This is a genomic window from Marivirga arenosa, assembly GCF_030503875.2.
Taxonomy (GTDB): Bacteria; Bacteroidota; Bacteroidia; order Cytophagales; family Cyclobacteriaceae; genus Marivirga; species Marivirga arenosa.
Genome location: NZ_CP129968.2, coordinates 2,545,090 through 2,572,076, shown reverse-complemented (window position 1 = coordinate 2,572,076; position 26,987 = coordinate 2,545,090). Strand labels below are relative to the sequence as shown.

Sequence of the window (26,987 nt, the reverse complement as noted above, 5' to 3'; positions counted from 1 at the left end):
GCAGCAGTTCGCTTGGATCATTTTTTTGAAGAATAAATGCCACACAATCCCACGCACGCCCAAAGCTTTTATCCTTCAAAAAAACGTTAGTTTATATTGCCAACAAACTATTTAAATCCTCTCCTTAATGTCGGCAACCCATTTATTAAAGTCTTCAATCTTTGTAAACCTTTTAGACTGTTGTCCTTCTCCAAAATTAATCTGAACCTCGTGACCGTCTTTTAATGATGTTCTTACTAAATCAAATGCCCCATTAGCAGCAACAGGGCTTGCAGCATTGTTGTAAGTCTCCATAATTTTATTGTAATCGAAATTGTGTGCCATAATCATATGTTTTTAAAATTAAGTTATTTACTACTTATACGAATGAAAACTTAAAAAACAGGCGAGGGCGAAAAAAAATATTATTATCTTGAAAGCTTAAATGGGCTGTTTAAAATTATCATACCGACAGGCAGGGGAAAGCATGGGCAAAACCGCTGTTTTTTTAGGGGAGAGCCTAAAGAAAAAAGAGTGTGCGCTAAAAAATCGCTATAATTACTATCCTTTTGGTCTAACCTTTAACTCCTATCAGAGGAGCTACTCAAAGGCGAATAATTACAAGTACAACGGCAAGGAGGAGCAGGAAGAAACAGGGTGGATTGACTATGGGGCAAGAATGTATCAGCCTGATTTAGGGAGATGGAATGGAGTTGATAACCTAAGTGAGAAATATTCTGCATATAGTCCATATAATTATGTCCTGAATAACCCTATTGGAAATATTGACCCTGATGGAAATGAACCTATTAAACCTTTAGCTGGTACGGTTCAGGGGTTTGTTTCCTTCATGAATAATTTATCAACAGGTTTGGGAAAAACAAGAGGCAGTGATGCAAATGCTGGAATGCTAAGAATGGGTAAAACTAAGATGACCTTTAAAGGTCCTAAGCCAGCGAATACTGCTCCCTTTAATACTTCAGGTGGTAACCGATATATCTATACCAAAAAAGGTGGTTGGGTCGACATGGCGCACTTCATGTTTTATGCTGGTAGAAGTTATGGCTATAAGCAAAATGGAGAAGAACACCCTGTTGGTAAAGCATTACAAGATGGACTGTTGCAAGAGTTAGGTGATATGATTAATGCGGAGCATTCAGCTTTTAGTTATGAGGATTTACCTAGTGATAAATTTGGTGCACAATTTGGAGCAGATTTCTTTGACCCTGAAAGCGATCTGTCATTTGCTGAGCAGTTACAGAATTTCTTAGTTGATGTCTTGGGAGCGACTGATCCAGAAAATGCACCAAACTACGACAATTTGCCAGATGCGGATGACACATCTACACCACCAACCGAGACAAATATGTCTTCTGATCCGAAACACACAACAGAAGAAGAGAAGAAAGAGGATACAAAAGAATGACTAATATGAAAAAAGCAACAATTCTTATTGGATTGGTAATATCAATTATTTTACTAGTCTATTTCGTTTTTCTACGTGATTTTGACGAGAACAGGTTAAAAAGAAATGGTAATTTGCTAGTTGAAAAGATAGAGGAATATTCGGCATTGCATGGAAAACTACCTAATACTCTAAATGAAGTTGATTTAAGTAATATTGATTCTGAAGAACTATTCTATGAAAAACGAGATAGTGTTTACTATACTGTTTGGTTTGGGACTTCATTAGGTGAATCATTGATCTACTACTCAGACTCCAAAGAATGGGAGAATGGTTATCGAACTATTGATCAAGATTAAAATGCTAAGAAGTCTTGTTGTAAACCTATATTTACCATTGGGTCCCCCGTTCCCGCCATGTTTTACATGGTGGTAATTAATAAATACATACATTAAGATATAACCAAACCCCAAGCTTCTCTTAAAGCTTGGGGTTTTTTAATGTCCTAAGCCCCCAATTCTTTGCACTTGAAAGATATAGTAGATATTGTTTTGAACTCCATTGAATCCTGTAACTGAGTACTGTCCCAGACCTTGAGAAAGAATCGCTTTTTCCACCCTTCCTATAACATTGAGTTCTATGCTGTCATTAGCACGATTATTTTTGAAAGCAGATAAAGCTTTTTGTTCATGTTCTGAATCTGGGAAAAAACGAATAGAAACATGAGTGCCATTGAACTCTTCAATTTTAGTCCTCATAAAGCATAAGCTTTTTTAGCGTTAAAATCTCTTAGAAGTGCATCGATAACGTGTAGTAGTTGTTTTTTTTCTTCCTGCGGGAGTTTAGAAATCAGTTCCAGCCTTTTTAGTGCATCAGTATCGAGCTCAAGATCAGTTTTACCTACAAGGAAGTCGAGTGATACATTTAATGCATCAGCTATCTTAATGACCACATCAATAGAGGGTTTTACCTCATCTCTTTCATAGCGCCCAATGAGATCGCCAGAGGTGCCAGCAAGCTTGCCCAGCTCTTGCTGTGATATTTTTTTATTCTTGCGTAAAGTGGCGATATGGTTGCCTAAAGTCATAGATAAGTAAGTAAAATGATATAAATATGATGCTTTAGGTAAAAGTAGGTGATATAAATATCATAATCAAATCATATAAGTCTTGCTTTGTTCTGATATATCTTATAGATTTATGATAAATATATCAGTAAAAATTATTTTTAGAAAAATGAAAGCTACCACAGAACCTTTAGATACTTCCAACCCCGAACATCTCACCTTTACTCAGGGAGCATTAGAAATCGCTATTTTAGGAGGTATTAGAATGGAAGGCTTGGACAGGATGAGGGCAACCCTGAAAATCCAAGTGGAACACTTAAGCTTGCGCCACAACCTTGATTTATACAATGATACCCAAACAGAAAAGCTGATCAGGAAAATAGCAGAAAGGTTAGAAATAGGAACGAGTGTAGCAGCAGCGGCATTAACAGAACTCACAGACGAGCTGGAAGCCTACAGACTAAAAGAAATAGAATTAAAAGTCCAAACACAAGATAAGCGCAAGCAACTCACTACCACAGAGCGAAAGGAAGCCTTACAATATTTAAAAGCTCCTAACTTGATAGAACGCACAAAAGAGGATATAGGCAAGGCAGGAGTGATAGGAGAAGAAAACAACAGGCTATTGATGTATTTGATCTTTACGAGCCGAAAAAGAGATAATCCGCTGCATGTGATTAGCTTGGGCAGTTCTGGCATAGGTAAAACCCATTTGCAAGAGAAAGTAGCAGCTTTAATCCCCGAAGAGGATAAGCTGGAAATCACCAGCCTGAGCGGCAATGCCTTTTACTATTTTGGTCAGCAGGAACTAAGAAACAAACTCATACTCATAGAAGACCTGGACGGTGCGGAAGAAGTACTTTATCCTCTAAGAGAAATCAAGAGCAAAAAGCGGATCACCAAAACGGTAGTAGTTAAAAACACAAAAGGAGAGACCAGAACAGTGACCTTAACAGTAGAAGGCCCTGTTTGTGTAGCAGGCTGTACCACTAAAGAAAGTCTGTATGAAGATAATGCGAATCGATCGTTTATGATTTACATAGATGAAAGCAGGGGGCAGGATGAAAAAATTATGGCCTATCAGCGGAAGTTATCAGCAGGTAAAGTAGATATAGCAGCAGCCCATCAATTACAAGAGCTCTTAAAAAATACACAACGTGTGTTAAAGCCTGTAAGCATCAGAAACCCTTATGCAGAGCAGTTGCAGCTACCAGCTATCGTGTTTAAGCCCAGAAGAACGAATGCGCATTATTTAGCCTTCATCGAAGCGGTGACTTTTTACCATCAATACCAAAGAGAGGAAGAAACCGATAGGGAAACAGGAGAGGTTTACATCAATACAACTCTTGAAGATATAGAAGAAGCCAATAAGCTGATGAAGGAAGTATTGATCAGGAAATCCGATCCCTTGAATGAGGCAAGTCGAAATTATCTGGAATGGTTGAAATCATGGTTAAAGAAGGAGGGGAAAGAAGAATTTACCAATCAGGAAGTACGGAAAGCAACCAGAATAAATCCTAGCAATCAGAAGCGGTATATGGTAGAGTTGCAGGCCTATGATTTTGTAGAGAAGATCAAAGGAGAAAAGGGCAAAGTGCATCATTATAGAATAGTAGAAATGGAAGAATATGAAAGCTTAAAGCAAAATGTGGGAGGTGTATTAGATCAGTTGCTAAAAGTATTAAAAGAGTAAGAATCATTCCCCAAAGGGGAGTACTCGGTGCATGTTATAGACAGAGCACCGTGAAACAGCTTAATATAGTATATATCTGATTAGGTTCATTAAGCTTTATTCAATCGTAGTATAAATAGTACTAAAGGAAGAAGTAGTAAAATAAAGGGGGATGTTCATAGGTGGTTCAAGGGTGGTTCACTTACTCAATGAACCAGTAAAGCTGCAGCCTGTCAAGAGTTTATAAGCAAAGTTCAAAAGTTCTGGAAACACCAACCGAAGTGAAAAACAGAGCCTGTTAGGCGATTACCTGAGAACCTGCAATACTTGCCTGATAATAAGTGCCAAAAAGTAGTCATTGGAGTGATAAAGTTAGAATAAATATAGATGAAAAAGTTAAACCTATCCAATGCCTCATATCGCTATCTGGAAGAAAGCTTCAAAGAATGGCTTGCCGTGCAGGGCTATAGTATTACTACTGTGTACAACCTTCCCTTACACGTTCGTGAACTGCTCCACTATCTTGAGCAGCAGGAAATCAAAAACATCAGAGAGCTAAAAACAAAGCACATTGAAGGCTATTACCAAAAGCTAAAGGAACGAGCTAACAACAGGCGGGGCGGTGGGCTAAGTAATGGCCACCTGAACAAGCATATACAGGCATTACGAAAGTTTACTGAATACTTGAGAAAGGTAGGCAGGCTGGAAATCCCTGCAATCAGGTTAAAAGATGAAGAAGCGGTCAGGAAGCTAGACTATCTGACAGTGGAAGAAATTAGGCTTCTTTTTAAGGCAAGCTATCAGTTACCTGATAGAAAGCCGAATGCCTCAGATCAACTATATGAAGCAATACAGTCAAGAGACAGAGCCATGCTAGCTATTTACTATGGTTGTGGTCTAAGAAGAAATGAAGGCGTACAGCTGGAAGTAGAAGATATCAATTTTGATAGCAGCATATTGCATGTGAAAGGAGGGAAGAACTATAAAGAAAGGTTAGTACCAATCAGTAAAAGGAATCTACACCATTTAATTAGTTATGTCTATGATCATAGAACAGCTTTAAGCAGAGGCAGCAAGATAGGTAAGCTTTTTATTAGTTACAGCTCAGGAAAAGGCATGCAAGGCCAAAGCCTTCTGCTTAGACTAAAGAAGTTGCAATACCAAACAGGAGACTTGGACTTAATAGAAAAGGAGATAGGATTACATACGCTCAGGCATAGCATAGCTACCCACCTATTAACAGCAGGTATGAAACTGGAAAGCATTAGCAGGTTTTTAGGTCATAGCAGCTTAGAAAGTACGCAAATCTATGCGCACCTTCAGCATAAGCCCAGTGAGCAACAAACAGTCTATAAAAATATACCCGTCTATGAATATATCCAGCTATCAGAAGATGAAAGATGAGTTAATAAACCAAGTACAGCTGAAAGAAGGTTTTATAAAGTATCTGAAAGTAAAACAAGCCAGTAAAGCAAGTATCAAGAGTAGATTAAGGATAGTATCGGTCTACTTTGACTGGCTAGCTATAGAGAATCTGTCAGTGACAGAAGTAAGCTATACAGACTTATTAAGTTTTATGAAATGGTGCAATAGCAGGGAAGTAAGCCAAAGAACAATACAAAGTTATATAGGCACTATTAAGCACTTCTATAATTATTTACTAGAGGAAGAGTTGATCAGTAAAGATCCAGTAACAGATATAGCTGTAAAAGGCATTAAAAGGAAAACGCTTTACCCCATATTAAGTAGTGAGGATCTCCACAGCCTGTATAATCAATATCCTGCTGAAAGCCATCAGGATAAGCGTAATAAAGTGATGCTAGGCATGCTGATTTACCAAGGCTTAAGAACAACAGAGTTAGCCAGATTAGAAGTGAGCCATATTAAATTAAGAGAAGGAAACCTCGATGTACTGGGAGGTAAAAAATATAACGGCAGATTGCTGCAGTTAGAAAGCTATCAGGTCATGGATTTATACGACTATATATTACATGTTCGAGCTGAGCTGTTGCAGATGAAACCTAAAAGAAAAAGCCAAAAGCCACAGGTAACCAATAGACTATTTATTGGAGAAGCAGGTAACTGCTATAGTTTTAGCAATTTTATGACGCAGTTAATGCTAAAGGTAAAACAGATAAATAGTAGAGTAAAAAATGCTGAGCAGATCAGATCGAGTGTGATTACTAAGTGGCTAAGAGGCCATAATCTAAGAGAAGTTCAATACCTAGCAGGCCATCGCTATATCAGCAGTACAGAAAGCTATTTAAGAAACGATGTAGAAAGCTTAAAAGAAGAAATCCAGCAGTTCCATCCGATGGGATGAATTAATTGCAAAAATAAATCGTTAATTTGTATGGAAATAACATCAATTATGGGAGCACCTAAGATCAAAGAAGAACTCTACCATTTTATAGAAGAAGGAGATGCTAGGCTTATAAAAATGCTTTATGCTGTAGCTAAAGAATATACGCAAGATGATTATACTTTATCGGGCAAACCTATGACGGCAAATCAATTAAAGACAAGGGTCAGGGATGCTAAAGCAAGAATAGCGAAAGGTCAATATACTACTCAGGATGATCTTGAAAAAGAGATGCAGGAATGGTAAAGAAAAGGTTAGGTATTATCTGGGATGATGAAGCAAAAAGATCATTAAGAAGTATTTACAACTATATTAAGAAAAGAGAATCCATTGAGGTAGCCAAGAAAGTCAGAAACGAAATAGTAGCACAATCCAAGTCTTTGAGCGACTTTCCTGAGAAATTTGAAGAAGAGCCTAATTTAAAGGGTGAACCTGGTAATTATCGTTATAAAGTAATATGGAGCTATAAAATAATTTACGAGATTACCAGTAAAGCAATCTTGATCCTTGATATTTTTCATACAAGCAGAGATCCCTCAAACATCCAGAAAAAGAGATAACCCCCAGTAAAATCTTTATATCAACTCCACCAAAAAGCAGTAGGGCAGTAGTTGGTTCCGCACGGGCGGAACCATGCCGAGAGTGGTGCGATACGAGAGTGAGCAGTTTATTTTTTCTTCCCCATCGAGGGGTCGGAAAAATACTTGGTGAAGCGGTGTGCCTGTGGTGCGTTGGCAAGGCTGCAGTGCGGAAAAATGCAAATCTTCACGCCTTAAAACATGCGCTGCACACTGATTGTTGTTAATGGATCACCCGCTTAGCAAAAAAGCATAAGCAGGTAAATCGGTATCAGAGTACAGCGCATATTTAGCAGCCGCACAAACCCTATTTGCATTTTCCTCCCCTTGCTTGCCATCCGCTCCTCGCCACGTCTGTTCCTTTTTGTTTTTTTGATGTGTTTGATCCCTGCGGGGCAAAGGCAAAAAAACAAAACCACAGCCCGAGTTAGTGCGGGCCTGCGTGCCACCACCAGTCCCGTACAGCCCCCGCAAACCAGACGCACAATCCAAAGGCTGTCCGCACTGCCAAGCCTCTCCGCTTTGCTACGTTCCCCCTTGGCAGGCTGGTGGTGGCGCCCGCAGGGGCCCGCAGAGCAGACAGTGCAGGTCGGGAAAGTGAAGTGGTTCCAGCAAATTGTTGTGGTCGTTTTAGTGATCAGGATACTTACCGCGCTCTGCCAGATTTTTTACATTTAATGGGGTGCAGCAGTTCGCTTGGATCATTTTTTTGAAGAATAAATGCCACACAATCCCACGCACGCCCAAAGCTTTTATCCTTCAAAAAAACGTTAGTTTATATTGCCAACAAACTATTTAAATCCTCTCCTTAATGTCGGCAACCCATTTATTAAAGTCTTCAATCTTTGTAAACCTTTTAGACTGTTGTCCTTCTCCAAAATTAATCTGAACCTCGTGACCGTCTTTTAATGATGTTCTTACTAAATCAAATGCCCCATTAGCAGCAACAGGGCTTGCAGCATTGTTGTAAGTCTCCATAATTTTATTGTAATCGAAATTGTGTGCCATAATCATATGTTTTTAAAATTAAGTTATTTACTACTTATACGAATGAAAACTTAAAAAACAGGCGAGGGCGAAAAAAAATATTATTATCTTGAAAGCTTAAATGGGCTGTTTAAAATTATCATACCGACAGGCAGGGGAAAGCATGGGCAAAACCGCTGTTTTTTTAGGGGAGAGCCTAAAGAAAAAAGAGTGTGCGCTAAAAAATCGCTATAATTACTATCCTTTTGGTCTAACCTTTAACTCCTATCAGAGGAGCTACTCAAAGGCGAATAATTACAAGTACAACGGCAAGGAGGAGCAGGAAGAAACAGGGTGGATTGACTATGGGGCAAGAATGTATCAGCCTGATTTAGGGAGATGGAATGGAGTTGATAACCTAAGTGAGAAATATTCTGCATATAGTCCATATAATTATGTCCTGAATAACCCTATTGGAAATATTGACCCTGATGGAAATGAACCTATTAAACCTTTAGCTGGTACGGTTCAGGGGTTTGTTTCCTTCATGAATAATTTATCAACAGGTTTGGGAAAAACAAGAGGCAGTGATGCAAATGCTGGAATGCTAAGAATGGGTAAAACTAAGATGACCTTTAAAGGTCCTAAGCCAGCGAATACTGCTCCCTTTAATACTTCAGGTGGTAACCGATATATCTATACCAAAAAAGGTGGTTGGGTCGACATGGCGCACTTCATGTTTTATGCTGGTAGAAGTTATGGCTATAAGCAAAATGGAGAAGAACACCCTGTTGGTAAAGCATTACAAGATGGACTGTTGCAAGAGTTAGGTGATATGATTAATGCGGAGCATTCAGCTTTTAGTTATGAGGATTTACCTAGTGATAAATTTGGTGCACAATTTGGAGCAGATTTCTTTGACCCTGAAAGCGATCTGTCATTTGCTGAGCAGTTACAGAATTTCTTAGTTGATGTCTTGGGAGCGACTGATCCAGAAAATGCACCAAACTACGACAATTTGCCAGATGCGGATGACACATCTACACCACCAACCGAGACAAATATGTCTTCTGATCCGAAACACACAACAGAAGAAGAGAAGAAAGAGGATACAAAAGAATGACTAATATGAAAAAAGCAACAATTCTTATTGGATTGGTAATATCAATTATTTTACTAGTCTATTTCGTTTTTCTACGTGATTTTGACGAGAACAGGTTAAAAAGAAATGGTAATTTGCTAGTTGAAAAGATAGAGGAATATTCGGCATTGCATGGAAAACTACCTAATACTCTAAATGAAGTTGATTTAAGTAATATTGATTCTGAAGAACTATTCTATGAAAAACGAGATAGTGTTTACTATACTGTTTGGTTTGGGACTTCATTAGGTGAATCATTGATCTACTACTCAGACTCCAAAGAATGGGAGAATGGTTATCGAACTATTGATCAAGATTAAAATGCTAAGAAGTCTTGTTGTAAACCTATATTTACCATTGGGTCCCCCGTTCCCGCCATGTTTTACATGGTGGTAATTAATAAATACATACATTAAGATATAACCAAACCCCAAGCTTCTCTTAAAGCTTGGGGTTTTTTAATGTCCTAAGCCCCCAATTCTTTGCACTTGAAAGATATAGTAGATATTGTTTTGAACTCCATTGAATCCTGTAACTGAGTACTGTCCCAGACCTTGAGAAAGAATCGCTTTTTCCACCCTTCCTATAACATTGAGTTCTATGCTGTCATTAGCACGATTATTTTTGAAAGCAGATAAAGCTTTTTGTTCATGTTCTGAATCTGGGAAAAAACGAATAGAAACATGAGTGCCATTGAACTCTTCAATTTTAGTCCTCATAAAGCATAAGCTTTTTTAGCGTTAAAATCTCTTAGAAGTGCATCGATAACGTGTAGTAGTTGTTTTTTTTCTTCCTGCGGGAGTTTAGAAATCAGTTCCAGCCTTTTTAGTGCATCAGTATCGAGCTCAAGATCAGTTTTACCTACAAGGAAGTCGAGTGATACATTTAATGCATCAGCTATCTTAATGACCACATCAATAGAGGGTTTTACCTCATCTCTTTCATAGCGCCCAATGAGATCGCCAGAGGTGCCAGCAAGCTTGCCCAGCTCTTGCTGTGATATTTTTTTATTCTTGCGTAAAGTGGCGATATGGTTGCCTAAAGTCATAGATAAGTAAGTAAAATGATATAAATATGATGCTTTAGGTAAAAGTAGGTGATATAAATATCATAATCAAATCATATAAGTCTTGCTTTGTTCTGATATATCTTATAGATTTATGATAAATATATCAGTAAAAATTATTTTTAGAAAAATGAAAGCTACCACAGAACCTTTAGATACTTCCAACCCCGAACATCTCACCTTTACTCAGGGAGCATTAGAAATCGCTATTTTAGGAGGTATTAGAATGGAAGGCTTGGACAGGATGAGGGCAACCCTGAAAATCCAAGTGGAACACTTAAGCTTGCGCCACAACCTTGATTTATACAATGATACCCAAACAGAAAAGCTGATCAGGAAAATAGCAGAAAGGTTAGAAATAGGAACGAGTGTAGCAGCAGCGGCATTAACAGAACTCACAGACGAGCTGGAAGCCTACAGACTAAAAGAAATAGAATTAAAAGTCCAAACACAAGATAAGCGCAAGCAACTCACTACCACAGAGCGAAAGGAAGCCTTACAATATTTAAAAGCTCCTAACTTGATAGAACGCACAAAAGAGGATATAGGCAAGGCAGGAGTGATAGGAGAAGAAAACAACAGGCTATTGATGTATTTGATCTTTACGAGCCGAAAAAGAGATAATCCGCTGCATGTGATTAGCTTGGGCAGTTCTGGCATAGGTAAAACCCATTTGCAAGAGAAAGTAGCAGCTTTAATCCCCGAAGAGGATAAGCTGGAAATCACCAGCCTGAGCGGCAATGCCTTTTACTATTTTGGTCAGCAGGAACTAAGAAACAAACTCATACTCATAGAAGACCTGGACGGTGCGGAAGAAGTACTTTATCCTCTAAGAGAAATCAAGAGCAAAAAGCGGATCACCAAAACGGTAGTAGTTAAAAACACAAAAGGAGAGACCAGAACAGTGACCTTAACAGTAGAAGGCCCTGTTTGTGTAGCAGGCTGTACCACTAAAGAAAGTCTGTATGAAGATAATGCGAATCGATCGTTTATGATTTACATAGATGAAAGCAGGGGGCAGGATGAAAAAATTATGGCCTATCAGCGGAAGTTATCAGCAGGTAAAGTAGATATAGCAGCAGCCCATCAATTACAAGAGCTCTTAAAAAATACACAACGTGTGTTAAAGCCTGTAAGCATCAGAAACCCTTATGCAGAGCAGTTGCAGCTACCAGCTATCGTGTTTAAGCCCAGAAGAACGAATGCGCATTATTTAGCCTTCATCGAAGCGGTGACTTTTTACCATCAATACCAAAGAGAGGAAGAAACCGATAGGGAAACAGGAGAGGTTTACATCAATACAACTCTTGAAGATATAGAAGAAGCCAATAAGCTGATGAAGGAAGTATTGATCAGGAAATCCGATCCCTTGAATGAGGCAAGTCGAAATTATCTGGAATGGTTGAAATCATGGTTAAAGAAGGAGGGGAAAGAAGAATTTACCAATCAGGAAGTACGGAAAGCAACCAGAATAAATCCTAGCAATCAGAAGCGGTATATGGTAGAGTTGCAGGCCTATGATTTTGTAGAGAAGATCAAAGGAGAAAAGGGCAAAGTGCATCATTATAGAATAGTAGAAATGGAAGAATATGAAAGCTTAAAGCAAAATGTGGGAGGTGTATTAGATCAGTTGCTAAAAGTATTAAAAGAGTAAGAATCATTCCCCAAAGGGGAGTACTCGGTGCATGTTATAGACAGAGCACCGTGAAACAGCTTAATATAGTATATATCTGATTAGGTTCATTAAGCTTTATTCAATCGTAGTATAAATAGTACTAAAGGAAGAAGTAGTAAAATAAAGGGGGATGTTCATAGGTGGTTCAAGGGTGGTTCACTTACTCAATGAACCAGTAAAGCTGCAGCCTGTCAAGAGTTTATAAGCAAAGTTCAAAAGTTCTGGAAACACCAACCGAAGTGAAAAACAGAGCCTGTTAGGCGATTACCTGAGAACCTGCAATACTTGCCTGATAATAAGTGCCAAAAAGTAGTCATTGGAGTGATAAAGTTAGAATAAATATAGATGAAAAAGTTAAACCTATCCAATGCCTCATATCGCTATCTGGAAGAAAGCTTCAAAGAATGGCTTGCCGTGCAGGGCTATAGTATTACTACTGTGTACAACCTTCCCTTACACGTTCGTGAACTGCTCCACTATCTTGAGCAGCAGGAAATCAAAAACATCAGAGAGCTAAAAACAAAGCACATTGAAGGCTATTACCAAAAGCTAAAGGAACGAGCTAACAACAGGCGGGGCGGTGGGCTAAGTAATGGCCACCTGAACAAGCATATACAGGCATTACGAAAGTTTACTGAATACTTGAGAAAGGTAGGCAGGCTGGAAATCCCTGCAATCAGGTTAAAAGATGAAGAAGCGGTCAGGAAGCTAGACTATCTGACAGTGGAAGAAATTAGGCTTCTTTTTAAGGCAAGCTATCAGTTACCTGATAGAAAGCCGAATGCCTCAGATCAACTATATGAAGCAATACAGTCAAGAGACAGAGCCATGCTAGCTATTTACTATGGTTGTGGTCTAAGAAGAAATGAAGGCGTACAGCTGGAAGTAGAAGATATCAATTTTGATAGCAGCATATTGCATGTGAAAGGAGGGAAGAACTATAAAGAAAGGTTAGTACCAATCAGTAAAAGGAATCTACACCATTTAATTAGTTATGTCTATGATCATAGAACAGCTTTAAGCAGAGGCAGCAAGATAGGTAAGCTTTTTATTAGTTACAGCTCAGGAAAAGGCATGCAAGGCCAAAGCCTTCTGCTTAGACTAAAGAAGTTGCAATACCAAACAGGAGACTTGGACTTAATAGAAAAGGAGATAGGATTACATACGCTCAGGCATAGCATAGCTACCCACCTATTAACAGCAGGTATGAAACTGGAAAGCATTAGCAGGTTTTTAGGTCATAGCAGCTTAGAAAGTACGCAAATCTATGCGCACCTTCAGCATAAGCCCAGTGAGCAACAAACAGTCTATAAAAATATACCCGTCTATGAATATATCCAGCTATCAGAAGATGAAAGATGAGTTAATAAACCAAGTACAGCTGAAAGAAGGTTTTATAAAGTATCTGAAAGTAAAACAAGCCAGTAAAGCAAGTATCAAGAGTAGATTAAGGATAGTATCGGTCTACTTTGACTGGCTAGCTATAGAGAATCTGTCAGTGACAGAAGTAAGCTATACAGACTTATTAAGTTTTATGAAATGGTGCAATAGCAGGGAAGTAAGCCAAAGAACAATACAAAGTTATATAGGCACTATTAAGCACTTCTATAATTATTTACTAGAGGAAGAGTTGATCAGTAAAGATCCAGTAACAGATATAGCTGTAAAAGGCATTAAAAGGAAAACGCTTTACCCCATATTAAGTAGTGAGGATCTCCACAGCCTGTATAATCAATATCCTGCTGAAAGCCATCAGGATAAGCGTAATAAAGTGATGCTAGGCATGCTGATTTACCAAGGCTTAAGAACAACAGAGTTAGCCAGATTAGAAGTGAGCCATATTAAATTAAGAGAAGGAAACCTCGATGTACTGGGAGGTAAAAAATATAACGGCAGATTGCTGCAGTTAGAAAGCTATCAGGTCATGGATTTATACGACTATATATTACATGTTCGAGCTGAGCTGTTGCAGATGAAACCTAAAAGAAAAAGCCAAAAGCCACAGGTAACCAATAGACTATTTATTGGAGAAGCAGGTAACTGCTATAGTTTTAGCAATTTTATGACGCAGTTAATGCTAAAGGTAAAACAGATAAATAGTAGAGTAAAAAATGCTGAGCAGATCAGATCGAGTGTGATTACTAAGTGGCTAAGAGGCCATAATCTAAGAGAAGTTCAATACCTAGCAGGCCATCGCTATATCAGCAGTACAGAAAGCTATTTAAGAAACGATGTAGAAAGCTTAAAAGAAGAAATCCAGCAGTTCCATCCGATGGGATGAATTAATTGCAAAAATAAATCGTTAATTTGTATGGAAATAACATCAATTATGGGAGCACCTAAGATCAAAGAAGAACTCTACCATTTTATAGAAGAAGGAGATGCTAGGCTTATAAAAATGCTTTATGCTGTAGCTAAAGAATATACGCAAGATGATTATACTTTATCGGGCAAACCTATGACGGCAAATCAATTAAAGACAAGGGTCAGGGATGCTAAAGCAAGAATAGCGAAAGGTCAATATACTACTCAGGATGATCTTGAAAAAGAGATGCAGGAATGGTAAAGAAAAGGTTAGGTATTATCTGGGATGATGAAGCAAAAAGATCATTAAGAAGTATTTACAACTATATTAAGAAAAGAGAATCCATTGAGGTAGCCAAGAAAGTCAGAAACGAAATAGTAGCACAATCCAAGTCTTTGAGCGACTTTCCTGAGAAATTTGAAGAAGAGCCTAATTTAAAGGGTGAACCTGGTAATTATCGTTATAAAGTAATATGGAGCTATAAAATAATTTACGAGATTACCAGTAAAGCAATCTTGATCCTTGATATTTTTCATACAAGCAGAGATCCCTCAAACATCCAGAAAAAGAGATAACCCCCAGTAAAATCTTTATATCAACTCCACCAAAAAGCAGTAGGGCAGTAGTTGGTTCCGCACGGGCGGAACCATGCCGAGAGTGGTGCGATACGAGAGTGAGCAGTTTATTTTTTCTTCCCCATCGAGGGGTCGGAAAAATACTTGGTGAAGCGGTGTGCCTGTGGTGCGTTGGCAAGGCTGCAGTGCGGAAAAATGCAAATCTTCACGCCTTAAAACATGCGCTGCACACTGATTGTTGTTAATGGATCACCCGCTTAGCAAAAAAGCATAAGCAGGTAAATCGGTATCAGAGTACAGCGCATATTTAGCAGCCGCACAAACCCTATTTGCATTTTCCTCCCCTTGCTTGCCATCCGCTCCTCGCCACGTCTGTTCCTTTTTGTTTTTTTGATGTGTTTGATCCCTGCGGGGCAAAGGCAAAAAAACAAAACCACAGCCCGAGTTAGTGCGGGCCTGCGTGCCACCACCAGTCCCGTACAGCCCCCGCAAACCAGACGCACAATCCAAAGGCTGTCCGCACTGCCAAGCCTCTCCGCTTTGCTACGTTCCCCCTTGGCAGGCTGGTGGTGGCGCCCGCAGGGGCCCGCAGAGCAGACAGTGCAGGTCGGGAAAGTGAAGTGGTTCCAGCAAATTGTTGTGGTCGTTTTAGTGATCAGGATACTTACCGCGCTCTGCCAGATTTTTTACATTTAATGGGGTGCAGCAGTTCGCTTGGATCATTTTTTTGAAGAATAAATGCCACACAATCCCACGCACGCCCAAAGCTTTTATCCTTCAAAAAAACGTTAGTTTATATTGCCAACAAACTATTTAAATCCTCTCCTTAATGTCGGCAACCCATTTATTAAAGTCTTCAATCTTTGTAAACCTTTTAGACTGTTGTCCTTCTCCAAAATTAATCTGAACCTCGTGACCGTCTTTTAATGATGTTCTTACTAAATCAAATGCCCCATTAGCAGCAACAGGGCTTGCAGCATTGTTGTAAGTCTCCATAATTTTATTGTAATCGAAATTGTGTGCCATAATCATATGTTTTTAAAATTAAGTTATTTACTACTTATACGAATGAAAACTTAAAAAACAGGCGAGGGCGAAAAAAAATATTATTATCTTGAAAGCTTAAATGGGCTGTTTAAAATTATCATACCGACAGGCAGGGGAAAGCATGGGCAAAACCGCTGTTTTTTTAGGGGAGAGCCTAAAGAAAAAAGAGTGTGCGCTAAAAAATCGCTATAATTACTATCCTTTTGGCTTGCCTTTTAACTCCTATCAGAGAAGCTACAGCAAGGCGAACAATTACAAATACAACAGCAAGGAAGAGCAGGAAGAAACTGGATGGTTGGATTACGGGGCTAGGATGTATGACCCATCATTAGGACGATGGCATGTGATTGATCCAATGGCTGATCTTTCGCCAGAATTAACACCTTTTCGATATGGATTTAATAATCCTATTAGTTACATAGACCCTAATGGCTTGTATGAAGGCGAAGCTGGAAAATGGAATTCTGGGGATGAAGGGTTTGAAGACGTTTTATCTTACTATGGAATAGGTTCAAACTCAGATAGTGATGATAGTGAGGAAGGTGGATGTGATGACCCACCCTGTAAGGAGGGCGTGGCTGATAATGGTCTAAAACAAGTTAATACCCCGGGAACAGGAATTAGAAAAAATGGTAATAATTTAGAGGCGTTTGATACTCCAGCAAACCATAAGTGTGATGCAAATTGTACAGCAGAACATTTTACAGATGGTGATATGCTTAGAGCTAATGCAGAACTTTTGAGCTTTTTTGTTGGTGGAACAGTAGTGAAGGCCATATTTAGAGGGGGTAAATGGGTTATTTTGGGAACAAGAACATCTCAATTTGGAAAGTTTGCTTTTGCGAATCAATATGGGATTAAAAGCTACGGTGCTTTAAAGGCCTTAACTGCAGGGAAAGGGTTGCAAGTACATCATTTGATAGAGAAAAGGTTTGCTTCAATTATGGGTGAGAAAGCAACTCAAATGCTCTCTATTGCATTAACTAAAACAGAACATCAAGCATTTACTAATGCTTGGAGAAAGGCGATACCATATGGAAACGGTACTATAAATGCTACTCGCGAACAAGTGATAAACACAGCAAGACAGATATATAAAGATTATCCGGAAATTTTAAATGCACTTAAACTGAAATGAAAATAGAACATCGTATTACATTAAATGTTGATGGACAACAACGTGAAATGCTTGGGTCATGCGGAATAAGATTGGATGAAGGATTTCAAACTTTCGTTGTAGAAGAGACTCATAAACATTGGAATGAAATTAAAAGGATGTTAATAGCATGGGAAGCTTCAGATGTTGTTGAAACAAAATTTACAAAGGCAGAGGTTAGAAAGTCTGTTAGTGCTGTTGTTTATCCGAAATGGATTAACGGTTTCCCTCAACCGGAGGATGATTATTTGGAACAATGCTATGATCTAAGTGATTATTGTTCATCATGTGGAATTGGTAAAGTTCAAAAGTCACCTTTAAGAATTAAAGTTGAGCCGAAATGGGGTAAAAAGTCAATTTTTTTACTGAATTGGATATTTGAGGAGCTATTTGTAAAAGCTGAACTATATGATCAATTATTTAAACCGCTAGGTGTTGAATCTGAAAAGGTAATAATCCATAAAACAGGTAAGGTTTCAAGCTCAGTTGTACAATTAATATTACCTACCACTAGCTATTCATTAGATGATATGAATTATTATCCTAGTCAAAGCTGTCAATTATGTGGAAGGGTAAAGTACTTACCAATTGCAAAAGGATTTTTTCCTACCTTAGTTTCTAAAGATCCTTTACCTATTTTTAAGACCCAGGAGTATTTTGGAAGTGGAGCAGCGGCAGACAAAAGAATTATAGTTGGGAGCGAGTTGAAAGATAGGCTTGTAGAGAATAATTGCAATGTTAACTTCCATCCATTAGGATAATTTATAAAATTCCCCGTTCCCCTGCACAACCCACGCAAAAACGGTACTAGTGTGTCCCGATATTGGGATTGAGCATATATAAAAGGTAGATAGCCAGTTGTGATGGTTTAGGGTGGAAGCTGTATTATGGAGAAACGTTCTTTGGTTGGATTGTTGCGATGTTGAATCAGCTGCAAGCAGTGCAGGCATTTTGCTTGTTGATTTGCGGTCTTTTCATGGCCGCTTCCTTGATCTTGTCTGAAAATAGTGTTTTATCAGGTATATTTCCTTTAAGTACTTCCATGGCAGTAAGCCCGTGGAGTACCCTCAATGGCTGTTGGTGGTAATCATTCACGGCATTTCCAATCACTTGAAGGGCATCTGCTTCATCATTGAGGGTATGGCGGAAGATAAAATGATATTTCAACCTTTTGTTGAGTGCTTCCACCATGCTGTTGGACTGGATAATGTCTTTTTGGGCAACTGCTTGTTGCATTAAAGGTTGTTTTTCTAAGTAAGTTTTGACTATTCCTTTGTTTTCCGAACCATCATCGCAGATCACCAATGTATTTTCTTTAAGGTTCTGTTTATTACCCAATCCTTTTTTAAGGTTATTCAGAGCAATGGCGGCCCCGTATTCAGTAGATAAAGTCCAAGATAAGATAGCCCGGGAAAAATTGTCTTGTAAGATGTAAAGGTACAGTCTTTGATTTCCTGAAGTTTTGAGAAGTGTAATATCCATGTGAAGAATTTGCCAGGGATCAGTAGCCTTTATGGGGGTGTATTTTTTCTTTTGTCCTTTTCTTCTCAAGGGCACCATGCCTTTGTCCAACATACAGCGACTGTATTTGTAAAAGGTAGCCAGTGACATATATCCTGCTGATTGTCTGAGCATCTGGTAATAAATGGAGACCAAAGGCCAATGCAAGAGACTTTTATCGGAAAGGTATTTCTTTATGTTGGCAACTTCATCGGAGCAGAGTTGAAAGGGATGTGTTTTATGACAAAGGCGCATCAATGAGTTGTCACAGTTTACTTGATTTTTCCAACGGTGGTAGGCTTGGGATGAGATATCGAAAAGTTTAAGTGCTTTGTTTAAAGGGATGTAACATGTTAAGTGCTGTATTTTCTCGACCAGAAATTTTTTATTGTTTTTGCCCCATTTTCTGAAAGCATTGGAGGCATGGGTGAAAATTTTAAGGATTTTAAAGGCAAGATAGGCAGCTTTGGCAAGTCTTAGGGCTTGTTTGTGTTTGAGGAAATCCTTGACCATTCGGATATGTTGTTCGTTGATGAGACATTGCTTTGTGCCTACGAGTTTGGCCAGATTACGGTGCTTCCAATTGTGCAGGGTACTTGATGGTATTTGTTGGAGAATTTCAGGCTGTAACACTCCCAGTTGAAAAGAAATGATAACATCGGAATGATATGAACGCTTCATTGATTTTGGAAAGGGTTATTTTATACAAAAGGCAGCAAATGTAGCAAGGATAGAATTATTTCGCAACGGCTGTACTGAGGTTTAGGAGAAGGAACAGTAGTTAAAGTTTTAGCAACTTCATGACCCAAATTGCTCGATTTTATTAAGATCAATCCCAAAATTTTAAACCCCAAGGAAATCCGCATAGCGTGATTACCAAATGGGTGAAACAACACAATTTCAGCGAAGCCCAATACTTGGCAGGTCACAGATATATCAGCAGTACAGAAAGCTATTTACAGAATGAAATGGAAAGCTTAAAACAAGAACTACATAAGTTCCATCTGTTGTGATAAAATCAATAAATGAAACTAAAATAGAAAATGAAAATGTTATATTTACAATTACAAGACAATCTCAAACCTATGAGCACAATAACTCTAAGAAAAGAACTTCAGGAATATTTGAACAATGCTGATGAACGTTTTATCCAGCTAGTTTATGGCATGATGCAAGCTGACAAATCGAATGATTTTTTATTAAGTGAGTCCGAGCGAAAAAAATTGGATAAAAGAATAGCCCGCCATAAAAAAGGAGAGTCTAAATCCTATAGTTGGGAAGAAGTAAAGGCACGACTTCAAGGGTAAATGAATTATACTCTTGTCATCAAAGAAGAAGCAGCTGATGAGATCAGTGATGCTTTTACATGGTATGAAGATCGTAAGGAGGGGTTAGGTTCAGAATTTGTTAGTTCACTGGAAAAGCATTTGGCTAGGATAACCAAAAAACCACTGCTATATCCTATAAGTAGTAAAGAAGAAAGAGTGGCTGTCATGAAGCGTTTTCCCTATAAAATAGTATATGGTATTGAAGAGAAGTCAGTCATCATTTATGCTGTCTTCCATACTAGTCGAAATCCTAAAGACCTCTATAAATAAGCTGCCTTCCTAATATTTACTGCTTGAAAGCAATATGCAATAGTTAGGAGAGGACAGTAGTTGGTTCCGCGCGTGCGGAACCAAAGGAAGGGCAGTACATTACGACAGTAAGCAAATTATTTTTCCTTTCCCATCGAGGCTGAAAAATTCTTGGTGAAGCCTTGCGCCCGTTTTCTCCGCTGGCGTACGCGTTTCCGCGTGTGTCCATTAGCAAAGAACCAAGAACCTTAAATAACCATCAAAATCTTCCTGTAAAACAAAATTGCTTCTGGCAGCCAGCAAAGACAAAAAGTAAACGAAAACAACACCTTGATAAAAGCTACGGACTATATCAGCTCTCTCATTATAGAACACGACACTTTACAGTTTATACAGACTACTGAGGGTAGCCATACTAAATATGCACAATACTAAACTAATCAAACCTTTATCTCAATTTCCTTCAAATTCTCTATTTTCTTATTTCGTAAGAAGCCATTAATGTCCTCAAAATGTTCTTTTACTCGCTTATTGCCAAATTCAAATACTTTATTGGCTAAGCCATCGAGGAAATCTCTATCATGAGACACCAATATCATAGTACCCTCAAAAGCTTTTAAAGCATCTTTTAAAATCTCCTTTGTTTTGATATCCAAATGGTTGGTAGGTTCATCAAGAATTAGCAAATTAACGGGCTGAAGCAATAATTTAATCATTGCTAGTCGGGTACGTTCTCCTCCAGACAATACTTTCACCTTTTTATCAAGGGCATCTCCACTGAACATAAAGGCACCCAAGATGTCTTTGATTTTAGTTCTTACATCCCCTTTAGCAATGTTATCAACGGTCTGAAAAACGGTAAGATCACCATCTAGTAAAGCGGCCTGATTCTGTGCAAAATAGCCTATCATGCTATTATGGCCCACTTGCAATTCGCCTTCAAAATCAATTTCACCCATTATGGCTTTTACTAAAGTGGACTTACCTTCACCATTTTTACCCACAAAAGCAATTTTTTCACCTCTGGCGATGGTTAGGGAAACATCCTTGAAAACTATATGATCACCATAATTTTTAGTCAAGCCATCCGCAATTACCGGATAATTTCCTGAGCGTGGAGCAGGAGGGAACTTCAAATTTAATGCAGCGGTGTCAACTTCATCTACTTCTACAATTTCCATCTTTTCCAGCATTTTCACGCGGGATTGTACCTGAAGCGTTTTGGAATAGGTGCCTTTAAATCGGTCAATAAATTGCTGAATTTCGGCAATCTGCTTTGCTTGATCATCAAAATGCTTTTGTTGCTGTTCGCGTCTTTCTTTGCGCAATTCTAAATAATGAGAATAGTTGGTTTTATAATCATAGATTTTTCCCTGGGTGATTTCTATGGTACGGTTGGTTAAATTATCCACAAAGGTTTTATCATGGCTAATGACCATCACAGCTTTTGCATTGTTGGTTAAAAAATCTTCTAGCCATTGCACTGACTCGATATCCAAATGGTTGGTGGGCTCATCCAAAAGAATCAAATCAGGTTTTTTCAGAAGGATTTTGGCTAACTCAATTCGCATTCGCCATCCTCCACTAAATTCAGCAGTAGAACGATTAAAATCTGACCTTAAAAATCCTAAACCTAACAATGTTTTCTCTACCTCAGCATCTACATTTATATCATCTATGCTATAGTATTTTTCACTCAGTTCTGAAACTTGTTCAATTATTTTGCTGTATTCATCTGATTCGTAATCAGTTCTCGTTTCTAATTGCTGATTACACCATTCCATTTGATTTTTCATCTCCAAAATGCTGGCAAAAGCTTTAGAGGCTTCTTCAAAAACAGTGGAATCATCTTCTGTTAATAGATGCTGTGGTAAGTATGCTATGATTGCATCTCCAGGTGCAGAAATTTTACCATAAGTAGGTTTATTCGCTCCTGCAATGATTTTTAGTAAGGTCGATTTACCTGCACCATTTTTACCCATTAGGGCTATGCGATCATTCTCATTAATATTAAAAGTAATGTTGTTAAAAAGGGTGGAGCCACTAAATTCTACGCCTACTGCATCTACTGAAATCATATTGTATCAAATTAAGCCGCAAAGGTATTAATTAATCACATGATTATTTTATAAGAATATAAATGTTTGTTGAAAGTGCACTGTGATTTGTAATGCTTTATAAACATGAATCAGAGAGGTAGTCCAAATCGTGTACTTCCTTGATAAAATGAAAGGAGTTTTCAATATCCAATAATTCAATTAGTTGGGAGATGGACATCCTATCAGAAATCATAATCCCACTAGTATGTTTTTGTAACGTGTGTTATTTCATACTTTTCCCGTTTGCTTAAACTTCAATCAAAAAAACCGCATGCAACCCCTTCAAAAATGTCTGATCCACTTAATAGATACCACATACACCAAGCACCAAGCTGAGCTTACAGTTGCTGTTAGGGCTGAGTATAGGTTTGCTGTTGGCGAGGCTTTTCTTACGGAGGCAAGGGTAGATTTGGCAGCATTGGTGGATAAGGATAATTGTATTATTTAGAATTAAAAGACATACCATCAGAGATTACAATTCTGGTAGTGAGGAGTGTTTAATCCAAAAAAATGATACTGTAAGATTATATATTAAGTACTGATTTCTAAAACCTTCTATACTCTAAAATTTCTGCTTTAATCTATTTTTCTTCTAATAATTAATAACTATCATTGGCGTTTGAAATTATTTACATATGAAGATAACTTTACTTACCATATTACTTTCAACTATTACCATTTTTAATCATGTTCAAGCACAAGTTCAAGAATGGCAGTCTATTGCATCATTCCCTGGTGATGGGCGAACGAGTGCGGTACAATTTGTTATTGGGGATACAGCTTATGTAGGTTTAGGTGTGGAAAGAGACACCTACAACTATTATAAGAAGGATTTTTACAAATACGATATCCAAAATGATCTGTGGACTCCTATTTCAGATTTTCCTGGTGCAGCAAGAAGTTCAGCTGTTGCATTTGTTGTAAATGGTAAAGCTTATGTAGGAACCGGTGGTGATGATAGTAATTCATATGCTGATTTTTATAAATATGACCCAAATACTGGCTCTTGGGAGAGTGTAGCTAGTATGCCGAATGTAAGAAGCTCTGCTTCAAGTTTCGTTATCAATAATAAAGGATACGTAGGGCTAGGTTCTGGAAGCTCTGGTCAATTAAGTGATTTTTATAAGTATGACGACCATAATGATCAATGGGTCTCGATTTCAGGCGTAGGTGATGAGTTCAAACGTACAGGTGCGATCGGGTTCAATGTTAATGGCAAGGGTTATATTAGTTCAGGGGTAGAATACAGTAGTGGGACTTTTAACTATCAAGATATTCTTTCATATGATCCTACTACTGATACATGGACAGAAGAATTAGGTTATGATATTAATTTAAGTAGTTTAATGGATAATACAGTTTATGTTGATGAAAATAACCTAGTTCATGTTTTAAAAGCAGCATCAACTAATAAAGAAGTAATTATAGATGTCACTGATTTTTCTGTTTCAAGTGAAGAGTATTATTTTACAGATGACAGAGATGATCCTATAGTATTTCAGATAAATGGTGAAGTCATATCAGGATTAGGAGCTACAGGAAACATTTTTGATCCTATTTATCAAAATAGCTTTCAAAAATTAGTGACAATAACTATAGATCCACCAAAGGCTCCTACCTTAACTGAAACAATTCCTACTTGGGATGGTGTAGAAGAGTTTAATATTTTATACTGGGAAAATAATGAAAAGGAAGAATTTGATAATTATATAATTTATTTATCAAAAGAAGATAATGAAAGTTATAGAAGTATTGGAACGGTTGAGTCATTTAAAACTTCAACAAAAATTTACAATTATTTACTTGATCCTAATACAATCCATTATGTAAAGATTGCTGCAAATAGGAAAGGGGTAACTAGTACCTCAAATGAACTAAGTTTTTATCCAATTTTTAGAGAGGGCAAAATTAACACTCCTGAAATTCTTGCATTCAATAGTTCTGATGATTTCAAGGAAAGAGAACTTGAAATTTATAATTTTGATAATAGTGAAAAAGTGATTATTGAGAAAAGTGTAAATAACCAAGATTATCAAATAATTGATACTAGTCAATATTTACTTCAAAGCAGAAATACTACCGCTTTTAGTTTTATTGATCAGGAAGATTCAGTTGTTTCTGAACTTAAATATAGAGTGAAATTGATTGATGATGAAGGAAAAAGAATTGCATCTGATTTTTCAAATGAATTTATTGTAAATCTAGATTCACTAAAGCCTTCTATTGACAGTTTGAAATTACGTAGTTTTGATGTTTATTCAAGTTCTATCGATGTAAATTTAGATACGAAAGGAATTAAAAATAGACAGTATTTTGTCTTACAATATAAATTCGAAAATGATAGTACTTTCGGAAATAGTGATACCCTAAGAACTACTTATTTTACTGGTTTTAATACCAGCAGTGAGCTTGATTCAATAAAGGTAAGGTTGATAGTATCAAATCTATATGGGGCAGATACCTCTAATGTCATATCAGTTTTCACTCCTTTATTATCTCCTAACTCGCTAAAATTGAATTACACTAGTGAAAATACAATTGGATTAGAATTTGATAATAGAAGTAGAATAAAGGAGGGAGTGATAATTGAACGTAAAGTTAATAATGGTGAATTTATTTTGTATGATACCTTAAGCGAGGATTCATGGAAATATTTTGATGAAAAAGTTGAGTCTGGTAATTCATATACCTATCGTGTATATAATTTTAATGATAATAATACTTCAAAAGCTAGTAATGAAATTACTGCAAAAGCAGTAAATATGGGCGTCTGGAAGAAATATAACGGAGATGGTTTAGAATCAATACTTGATTCAATGGGTTTGATTACCAACGAGTATAAGTTAATTAATGATAGTTCTATTTATTTTCTTTCAGTATCCTCTAAAAAGCTTCATAGATATAATTTATATGATAGTACTCTCAAAAAGCTTAATGATTTACCTGCAGATTCATTGATGAGATTTAATGATGTAATTTATCATCAGGATATTATTTATGGATGGGGCGCACAAAATTATAATTACGATTATTATTCCACTATTTATAGATATAATGTAAATGAGAATAAATGGGATACCAGTCTTGACATGCCATATGAAGACTATGAAGTTAGAATTTCACATGTTGTTGATGATAAGATTTTTTTAATCATGCAAAACCCAGGAGGGTATTTAGAAATAGCTAATTATGATATAAATTCAGAATCATGGGATAAGAATGAATATGATGAGCAATATGTCTATCCAACCTATATTACACATTCAAATGATTCTCTGATATTTTTTACAGAAAACGCAGGAAGGATTTCTTATAATTTCAGTACAAAAGAAATTTCAATTGAAGATGTTTTTATTAATTATGAATCCAGATTCTTCACACAGTTATCAGTAGTTTTTGATGATAAATTAATTCACTTAAATAATAATTCTATTGATGAATTGAATGTTAATACTAAACCATATTTGACAAAAATTGAATATTTGCCTATTCCACAGAACAATTCGGCTTATGCTTTTACATATAATGATAAATTATTCTATGGATTATCTTTGGGGCGTAGTAGATATAATTCTACAGATCAGAAATGGTACAGAGAAACTGAATCACTATACTATAAAGATGAAGATGCAATCTTACCAGCTGTTAACTTAAAGGCGGACAGCATAGGTATTGAAGGGGTGAAATTGTCATGGATTGATTCACCAAACGAGGATAATTATTACATAGAGATTGAAAGTTTTGATAGTATCTACTATTCTGATACACTAGCTCAGAATACTAATTTTCTTACGGTTAATTCACTTCCAGCAGAGAAATTATTTACGGTTACTTTATTTTCAATGAAAGACGGGACTGAAGGTAATTCCTTGAAGACTTTTTTTAGAACAAAACAAGGAAGACCAAATAGACCAACAGGGTTTTCTTCAAAAGCAATTTCTTCTTCTGAAATTTTATATACCTGGGATCCCATTGATACAACACTAATTCCAGTTGATTCACTTGTTTTTATTGATTATAATGCAAGGAAATATAACCTTAATTTAGCAGATACTTCATTTTTTTATGCAGGATTAGAAGAGAATTCAAATCCAGCTGTTGATTTATATGTGAAAAATGAATATGGTTCAGCATCTGCATGGTGGAATGATAGAGCCAGAACCTATTTAAATAGTCCAATGATTGATAAAGTTAACATTCATGAGACAGCGGGTTATTATGAAATTATTTTTGAAGATAAATCCGAACATGAAAATCATTATTTAGTCTACAGAAAATCAGAGCAAGATACTGCATTTATAAAATTAGATTCGGTTAGCACTTCTCAGTATGAGATTGAAGAAGAAAATTTAAGCTATGAAGACCAATCTGCTGATTTAAATGCAAACTATCAATATTATTTGAAAGCTATGTTAAAGGTAGAGCGGGTTTTTTCTGATACTACATTATATGAATATAGATATTCGATTCCTTCAGATACTTTATCAACTGAAAATGCAGTTTTATCTGTAAATCCGTATTTAGATGCTGAAATCAGTATTTATCCAAATCCGGCTAATGAATTCGTGAATTTTAGCTTAGGAGAAAATATAATTTTAAAGCAAATTCAGGTTCTCAATGTTAATGGGAAGTTTGTAAAAACTGTGAAGTCTAATGATAGGATAGACCTTTCTAATCTTGCCCCTGGTTTATACTTTGTAAGATTTAAAACTAATCAGGGAGAAACAACCAAAAAGCTGATAAAGCGATAATTCTTAAATTATATCTTATAAAAAAAGCCTCTGAACTAATATTCAGAGGTTTTTTTATAAAATGGAT

29 protein-coding genes are annotated in these 26,987 nt (G+C 37.1%); 20 read left to right on the top strand and 9 right to left on the bottom strand.

The annotated features are described in order from the left end of the window. Positions 1-111: 111 nt before the first annotated feature. Positions 112-324: a hypothetical protein gene (locus QYS47_RS11170; RefSeq protein ID WP_302124793.1), complete on the bottom strand. Its 213-nt coding sequence runs from the start codon at positions 322-324 to the stop codon at positions 112-114. Positions 325-424: 100 nt separating this feature from the next. Here QYS47_RS11170 and QYS47_RS11165 point away from each other — a divergent pair, with 100 nt between their 5' ends. Together QYS47_RS11165 and QYS47_RS11160 are read left to right on the top strand one after the other, a co-directional pair. Beyond that, positions 425-1,405 carry an RHS repeat domain-containing protein gene (locus QYS47_RS11165; protein WP_322346159.1) on the top strand — a complete coding sequence of 327 codons (981 nt, stop codon included), beginning with the start codon at positions 425-427 and terminating at the stop codon, positions 1,403-1,405. A gap of 5 nt (positions 1,406-1,410) precedes the next feature. After that, a complete protein-coding gene (locus tag QYS47_RS11160) occupies positions 1,411-1,743 on the top strand; it encodes a hypothetical protein (protein ID WP_322346157.1) in 333 nt (110 codons plus the stop codon). Between the two features lie 138 nt (positions 1,744-1,881). Here QYS47_RS11160 and QYS47_RS11155 read toward each other — a convergent pair whose 3' ends face one another. Continuing rightward, positions 1,882-2,142: a hypothetical protein gene (locus tag QYS47_RS11155; RefSeq protein WP_302124768.1), complete on the bottom strand. Its 261-nt coding sequence runs from the start codon at positions 2,140-2,142 to the stop codon at positions 1,882-1,884. Next, positions 2,139-2,471 carry a helix-turn-helix domain-containing protein gene (locus tag QYS47_RS11150; protein WP_322346153.1) on the bottom strand — a complete coding sequence of 111 codons (333 nt, stop codon included), beginning with the start codon at positions 2,469-2,471 and terminating at the stop codon, positions 2,139-2,141. The genes QYS47_RS11155 and QYS47_RS11150 overlap by 4 nt, the downstream gene beginning before the upstream one ends. Before the next feature lie 112 nt (positions 2,472-2,583). Between QYS47_RS11150 and QYS47_RS11145 the strand changes: the two genes are divergently transcribed. The 5 genes from QYS47_RS11145 (at position 2,584) to QYS47_RS11125 (ending at position 7,044) form a co-directional block, all read left to right on the top strand. Beyond that, the gene (locus QYS47_RS11145; protein WP_322346150.1) at positions 2,584-4,143 is read left to right on the top strand and encodes a hypothetical protein; all 1,560 of its coding nucleotides are present in this window, start codon (positions 2,584-2,586) and stop codon (positions 4,141-4,143) included. A gap of 366 nt (positions 4,144-4,509) precedes the next feature. Then, entirely contained in the window at positions 4,510-5,526 is a 1,017-nt protein-coding gene (locus QYS47_RS11140; RefSeq protein WP_322346148.1) for a tyrosine-type recombinase/integrase, read from the top strand. Further along, a complete protein-coding gene (locus QYS47_RS11135; protein WP_322346146.1) occupies positions 5,492-6,445 on the top strand; it encodes a tyrosine-type recombinase/integrase in 954 nt (317 codons plus the stop codon). The genes QYS47_RS11140 and QYS47_RS11135 overlap by 35 nt, the downstream gene beginning before the upstream one ends. Before the next feature lie 30 nt (positions 6,446-6,475). Further along, positions 6,476-6,730 (top strand): hypothetical protein, encoded by a 255-nt coding sequence (locus tag QYS47_RS11130; protein WP_302124787.1) that lies wholly within the window; start codon positions 6,476-6,478, stop codon positions 6,728-6,730. After that, positions 6,724-7,044 (top strand): type II toxin-antitoxin system RelE/ParE family toxin, encoded by a 321-nt coding sequence (locus tag QYS47_RS11125; RefSeq protein WP_302124789.1) that lies wholly within the window; start codon positions 6,724-6,726, stop codon positions 7,042-7,044. The genes QYS47_RS11130 and QYS47_RS11125 overlap by 7 nt, the downstream gene beginning before the upstream one ends. 813 nt (positions 7,045-7,857) lie before the next feature. Here the strand turns inward: QYS47_RS11125 and QYS47_RS11120 are convergent. Further along, positions 7,858-8,070 carry a hypothetical protein gene (locus tag QYS47_RS11120; protein WP_302124793.1) on the bottom strand — a complete coding sequence of 71 codons (213 nt, stop codon included), beginning with the start codon at positions 8,068-8,070 and terminating at the stop codon, positions 7,858-7,860. A gap of 100 nt (positions 8,071-8,170) precedes the next feature. Here QYS47_RS11120 and QYS47_RS11115 point away from each other — a divergent pair, with 100 nt between their 5' ends. Then, positions 8,171-9,151 carry an RHS repeat domain-containing protein gene (locus tag QYS47_RS11115; RefSeq protein ID WP_322346159.1) on the top strand — a complete coding sequence of 327 codons (981 nt, stop codon included), beginning with the start codon at positions 8,171-8,173 and terminating at the stop codon, positions 9,149-9,151. Between the two features lie 5 nt (positions 9,152-9,156). After that, the gene (locus QYS47_RS11110; RefSeq protein WP_322346157.1) at positions 9,157-9,489 is read left to right on the top strand and encodes a hypothetical protein; all 333 of its coding nucleotides are present in this window, start codon (positions 9,157-9,159) and stop codon (positions 9,487-9,489) included. A gap of 138 nt (positions 9,490-9,627) precedes the next feature. On the opposite strand, the gene QYS47_RS11105 is transcribed toward QYS47_RS11110, so the two are convergent. Both QYS47_RS11105 and QYS47_RS11100 read right to left on the bottom strand, forming a co-directional pair. Continuing rightward, positions 9,628-9,888 (bottom strand): hypothetical protein, encoded by a 261-nt coding sequence (locus QYS47_RS11105; RefSeq protein ID WP_302124768.1) that lies wholly within the window; start codon positions 9,886-9,888, stop codon positions 9,628-9,630. Further along, positions 9,885-10,217, bottom strand: coding sequence for a helix-turn-helix domain-containing protein (locus tag QYS47_RS11100; RefSeq protein ID WP_322346153.1), 333 nt, complete (start codon positions 10,215-10,217; stop codon positions 9,885-9,887). The genes QYS47_RS11105 and QYS47_RS11100 overlap by 4 nt, the downstream gene beginning before the upstream one ends. A gap of 112 nt (positions 10,218-10,329) precedes the next feature. Here QYS47_RS11100 and QYS47_RS11095 point away from each other — a divergent pair, with 112 nt between their 5' ends. The 5 genes from QYS47_RS11095 (at position 10,330) to QYS47_RS11075 (ending at position 14,790) form a co-directional block, all read left to right on the top strand. Then, a complete protein-coding gene (locus tag QYS47_RS11095; protein ID WP_322346150.1) occupies positions 10,330-11,889 on the top strand; it encodes a hypothetical protein in 1,560 nt (519 codons plus the stop codon). Between the two features lie 366 nt (positions 11,890-12,255). Then, entirely contained in the window at positions 12,256-13,272 is a 1,017-nt protein-coding gene (locus QYS47_RS11090; protein ID WP_322346148.1) for a tyrosine-type recombinase/integrase, read from the top strand. Continuing rightward, on the top strand, positions 13,238-14,191 hold the full coding sequence (locus QYS47_RS11085; protein WP_322346146.1) for a tyrosine-type recombinase/integrase: 954 nt from the start codon (positions 13,238-13,240) through the stop codon (positions 14,189-14,191). The genes QYS47_RS11090 and QYS47_RS11085 overlap by 35 nt, the downstream gene beginning before the upstream one ends. A gap of 30 nt (positions 14,192-14,221) precedes the next feature. Continuing rightward, on the top strand, positions 14,222-14,476 hold the full coding sequence (locus QYS47_RS11080; protein WP_302124787.1) for a hypothetical protein: 255 nt from the start codon (positions 14,222-14,224) through the stop codon (positions 14,474-14,476). Beyond that, a complete protein-coding gene (locus QYS47_RS11075; RefSeq protein WP_302124789.1) occupies positions 14,470-14,790 on the top strand; it encodes a type II toxin-antitoxin system RelE/ParE family toxin in 321 nt (106 codons plus the stop codon). The genes QYS47_RS11080 and QYS47_RS11075 overlap by 7 nt, the downstream gene beginning before the upstream one ends. A gap of 813 nt (positions 14,791-15,603) precedes the next feature. Here the strand turns inward: QYS47_RS11075 and QYS47_RS11070 are convergent. Further along, on the bottom strand, positions 15,604-15,816 hold the full coding sequence (locus tag QYS47_RS11070; RefSeq protein WP_302124793.1) for a hypothetical protein: 213 nt from the start codon (positions 15,814-15,816) through the stop codon (positions 15,604-15,606). A 100-nt stretch (positions 15,817-15,916) separates the two neighbouring features. Between QYS47_RS11070 and QYS47_RS11065 the strand changes: the two genes are divergently transcribed. Beyond that, on the top strand, positions 15,917-16,975 hold the full coding sequence (locus QYS47_RS11065; protein ID WP_322346142.1) for an RHS repeat domain-containing protein: 1,059 nt from the start codon (positions 15,917-15,919) through the stop codon (positions 16,973-16,975). Next, positions 16,972-17,754 carry a hypothetical protein gene (locus tag QYS47_RS11060; RefSeq protein ID WP_322346140.1) on the top strand — a complete coding sequence of 261 codons (783 nt, stop codon included), beginning with the start codon at positions 16,972-16,974 and terminating at the stop codon, positions 17,752-17,754. Before QYS47_RS11065 ends, QYS47_RS11060 begins: the two co-directional genes overlap by 4 nt. A gap of 166 nt (positions 17,755-17,920) precedes the next feature. On the opposite strand, the gene QYS47_RS11055 is transcribed toward QYS47_RS11060, so the two are convergent. Further along, positions 17,921-19,174 (bottom strand): hypothetical protein, encoded by a 1,254-nt coding sequence (locus QYS47_RS11055; protein ID WP_322346138.1) that lies wholly within the window; start codon positions 19,172-19,174, stop codon positions 17,921-17,923. Positions 19,175-19,578: 404 nt separating this feature from the next. Here QYS47_RS11055 and QYS47_RS11050 point away from each other — a divergent pair, with 404 nt between their 5' ends. Next, entirely contained in the window at positions 19,579-19,800 is a 222-nt protein-coding gene (locus QYS47_RS11050) for an addiction module protein (RefSeq protein WP_322346136.1), read from the top strand. Next, a complete protein-coding gene (locus QYS47_RS11045) occupies positions 19,801-20,091 on the top strand; it encodes a type II toxin-antitoxin system RelE/ParE family toxin (RefSeq protein ID WP_322346134.1) in 291 nt (96 codons plus the stop codon). A 419-nt stretch (positions 20,092-20,510) separates the two neighbouring features. On the opposite strand, the gene QYS47_RS11040 is transcribed toward QYS47_RS11045, so the two are convergent. Continuing rightward, the gene (locus QYS47_RS11040; RefSeq protein ID WP_322346133.1) at positions 20,511-22,148 is read right to left on the bottom strand and encodes an ABC-F family ATP-binding cassette domain-containing protein; all 1,638 of its coding nucleotides are present in this window, start codon (positions 22,146-22,148) and stop codon (positions 20,511-20,513) included. Between the two features lie 292 nt (positions 22,149-22,440). Here QYS47_RS11040 and QYS47_RS11035 point away from each other — a divergent pair, with 292 nt between their 5' ends. Together QYS47_RS11035 and QYS47_RS11030 are read left to right on the top strand one after the other, a co-directional pair. Beyond that, positions 22,441-22,617 carry a hypothetical protein gene (locus QYS47_RS11035; protein WP_322346131.1) on the top strand — a complete coding sequence of 59 codons (177 nt, stop codon included), beginning with the start codon at positions 22,441-22,443 and terminating at the stop codon, positions 22,615-22,617. Between the two features lie 187 nt (positions 22,618-22,804). After that, positions 22,805-26,920 carry a Kelch repeat-containing protein gene (locus tag QYS47_RS11030; RefSeq protein WP_322346129.1) on the top strand — a complete coding sequence of 1,372 codons (4,116 nt, stop codon included), beginning with the start codon at positions 22,805-22,807 and terminating at the stop codon, positions 26,918-26,920. Positions 26,921-26,987 lie beyond the last annotated feature (67 nt).

What these genes read in the sequence shown, in the direction of transcription:
- QYS47_RS11040 (WP_322346133.1), bottom strand. Translation starts at nt 22,148, where the DNA reads ATGATTTCAGTAGATGCAGTAGGCGTAGAATTTAGTGGCTCCACCCTT.
- QYS47_RS11130 (WP_302124787.1), top strand. Translation starts at nt 6,476, where the DNA reads ATGGAAATAACATCAATTATGGGAGCACCTAAGATCAAAGAAGAACTC.
- QYS47_RS11170 (WP_302124793.1), bottom strand. Translation starts at nt 324, where the DNA reads ATGGCACACAATTTCGATTACAATAAAATTATGGAGACTTACAACAAT.
- QYS47_RS11050 (WP_322346136.1), top strand. Translation starts at nt 19,579, where the DNA reads ATGAGCACAATAACTCTAAGAAAAGAACTTCAGGAATATTTGAACAAT.
- QYS47_RS11150 (WP_322346153.1), bottom strand. Translation starts at nt 2,471, where the DNA reads ATGACTTTAGGCAACCATATCGCCACTTTACGCAAGAATAAAAAAATA.
- QYS47_RS11060 (WP_322346140.1), top strand. Translation starts at nt 16,972, where the DNA reads ATGAAAATAGAACATCGTATTACATTAAATGTTGATGGACAACAACGT.
- QYS47_RS11035 (WP_322346131.1), top strand. Translation starts at nt 22,441, where the DNA reads ATGCAACCCCTTCAAAAATGTCTGATCCACTTAATAGATACCACATAC.
- QYS47_RS11075 (WP_302124789.1), top strand. Translation starts at nt 14,470, where the DNA reads ATGGTAAAGAAAAGGTTAGGTATTATCTGGGATGATGAAGCAAAAAGA.
- QYS47_RS11070 (WP_302124793.1), bottom strand. Translation starts at nt 15,816, where the DNA reads ATGGCACACAATTTCGATTACAATAAAATTATGGAGACTTACAACAAT.
- QYS47_RS11165 (WP_322346159.1), top strand. Translation starts at nt 425, where the DNA reads ATGGGCTGTTTAAAATTATCATACCGACAGGCAGGGGAAAGCATGGGC.
- QYS47_RS11140 (WP_322346148.1), top strand. Translation starts at nt 4,510, where the DNA reads ATGAAAAAGTTAAACCTATCCAATGCCTCATATCGCTATCTGGAAGAA.
- QYS47_RS11095 (WP_322346150.1), top strand. Translation starts at nt 10,330, where the DNA reads ATGATAAATATATCAGTAAAAATTATTTTTAGAAAAATGAAAGCTACC.
- QYS47_RS11115 (WP_322346159.1), top strand. Translation starts at nt 8,171, where the DNA reads ATGGGCTGTTTAAAATTATCATACCGACAGGCAGGGGAAAGCATGGGC.
- QYS47_RS11160 (WP_322346157.1), top strand. Translation starts at nt 1,411, where the DNA reads ATGAAAAAAGCAACAATTCTTATTGGATTGGTAATATCAATTATTTTA.
- QYS47_RS11120 (WP_302124793.1), bottom strand. Translation starts at nt 8,070, where the DNA reads ATGGCACACAATTTCGATTACAATAAAATTATGGAGACTTACAACAAT.
- QYS47_RS11105 (WP_302124768.1), bottom strand. Translation starts at nt 9,888, where the DNA reads ATGAGGACTAAAATTGAAGAGTTCAATGGCACTCATGTTTCTATTCGT.
- QYS47_RS11045 (WP_322346134.1), top strand. Translation starts at nt 19,801, where the DNA reads ATGAATTATACTCTTGTCATCAAAGAAGAAGCAGCTGATGAGATCAGT.
- QYS47_RS11145 (WP_322346150.1), top strand. Translation starts at nt 2,584, where the DNA reads ATGATAAATATATCAGTAAAAATTATTTTTAGAAAAATGAAAGCTACC.
- QYS47_RS11155 (WP_302124768.1), bottom strand. Translation starts at nt 2,142, where the DNA reads ATGAGGACTAAAATTGAAGAGTTCAATGGCACTCATGTTTCTATTCGT.
- QYS47_RS11090 (WP_322346148.1), top strand. Translation starts at nt 12,256, where the DNA reads ATGAAAAAGTTAAACCTATCCAATGCCTCATATCGCTATCTGGAAGAA.
- QYS47_RS11065 (WP_322346142.1), top strand. Translation starts at nt 15,917, where the DNA reads ATGGGCTGTTTAAAATTATCATACCGACAGGCAGGGGAAAGCATGGGC.
- QYS47_RS11055 (WP_322346138.1), bottom strand. Translation starts at nt 19,174, where the DNA reads ATGAAGCGTTCATATCATTCCGATGTTATCATTTCTTTTCAACTGGGA.
- QYS47_RS11110 (WP_322346157.1), top strand. Translation starts at nt 9,157, where the DNA reads ATGAAAAAAGCAACAATTCTTATTGGATTGGTAATATCAATTATTTTA.
- QYS47_RS11085 (WP_322346146.1), top strand. Translation starts at nt 13,238, where the DNA reads ATGAATATATCCAGCTATCAGAAGATGAAAGATGAGTTAATAAACCAA.
- QYS47_RS11030 (WP_322346129.1), top strand. Translation starts at nt 22,805, where the DNA reads ATGAAGATAACTTTACTTACCATATTACTTTCAACTATTACCATTTTT.
- QYS47_RS11125 (WP_302124789.1), top strand. Translation starts at nt 6,724, where the DNA reads ATGGTAAAGAAAAGGTTAGGTATTATCTGGGATGATGAAGCAAAAAGA.
- QYS47_RS11080 (WP_302124787.1), top strand. Translation starts at nt 14,222, where the DNA reads ATGGAAATAACATCAATTATGGGAGCACCTAAGATCAAAGAAGAACTC.
- QYS47_RS11100 (WP_322346153.1), bottom strand. Translation starts at nt 10,217, where the DNA reads ATGACTTTAGGCAACCATATCGCCACTTTACGCAAGAATAAAAAAATA.
- QYS47_RS11135 (WP_322346146.1), top strand. Translation starts at nt 5,492, where the DNA reads ATGAATATATCCAGCTATCAGAAGATGAAAGATGAGTTAATAAACCAA.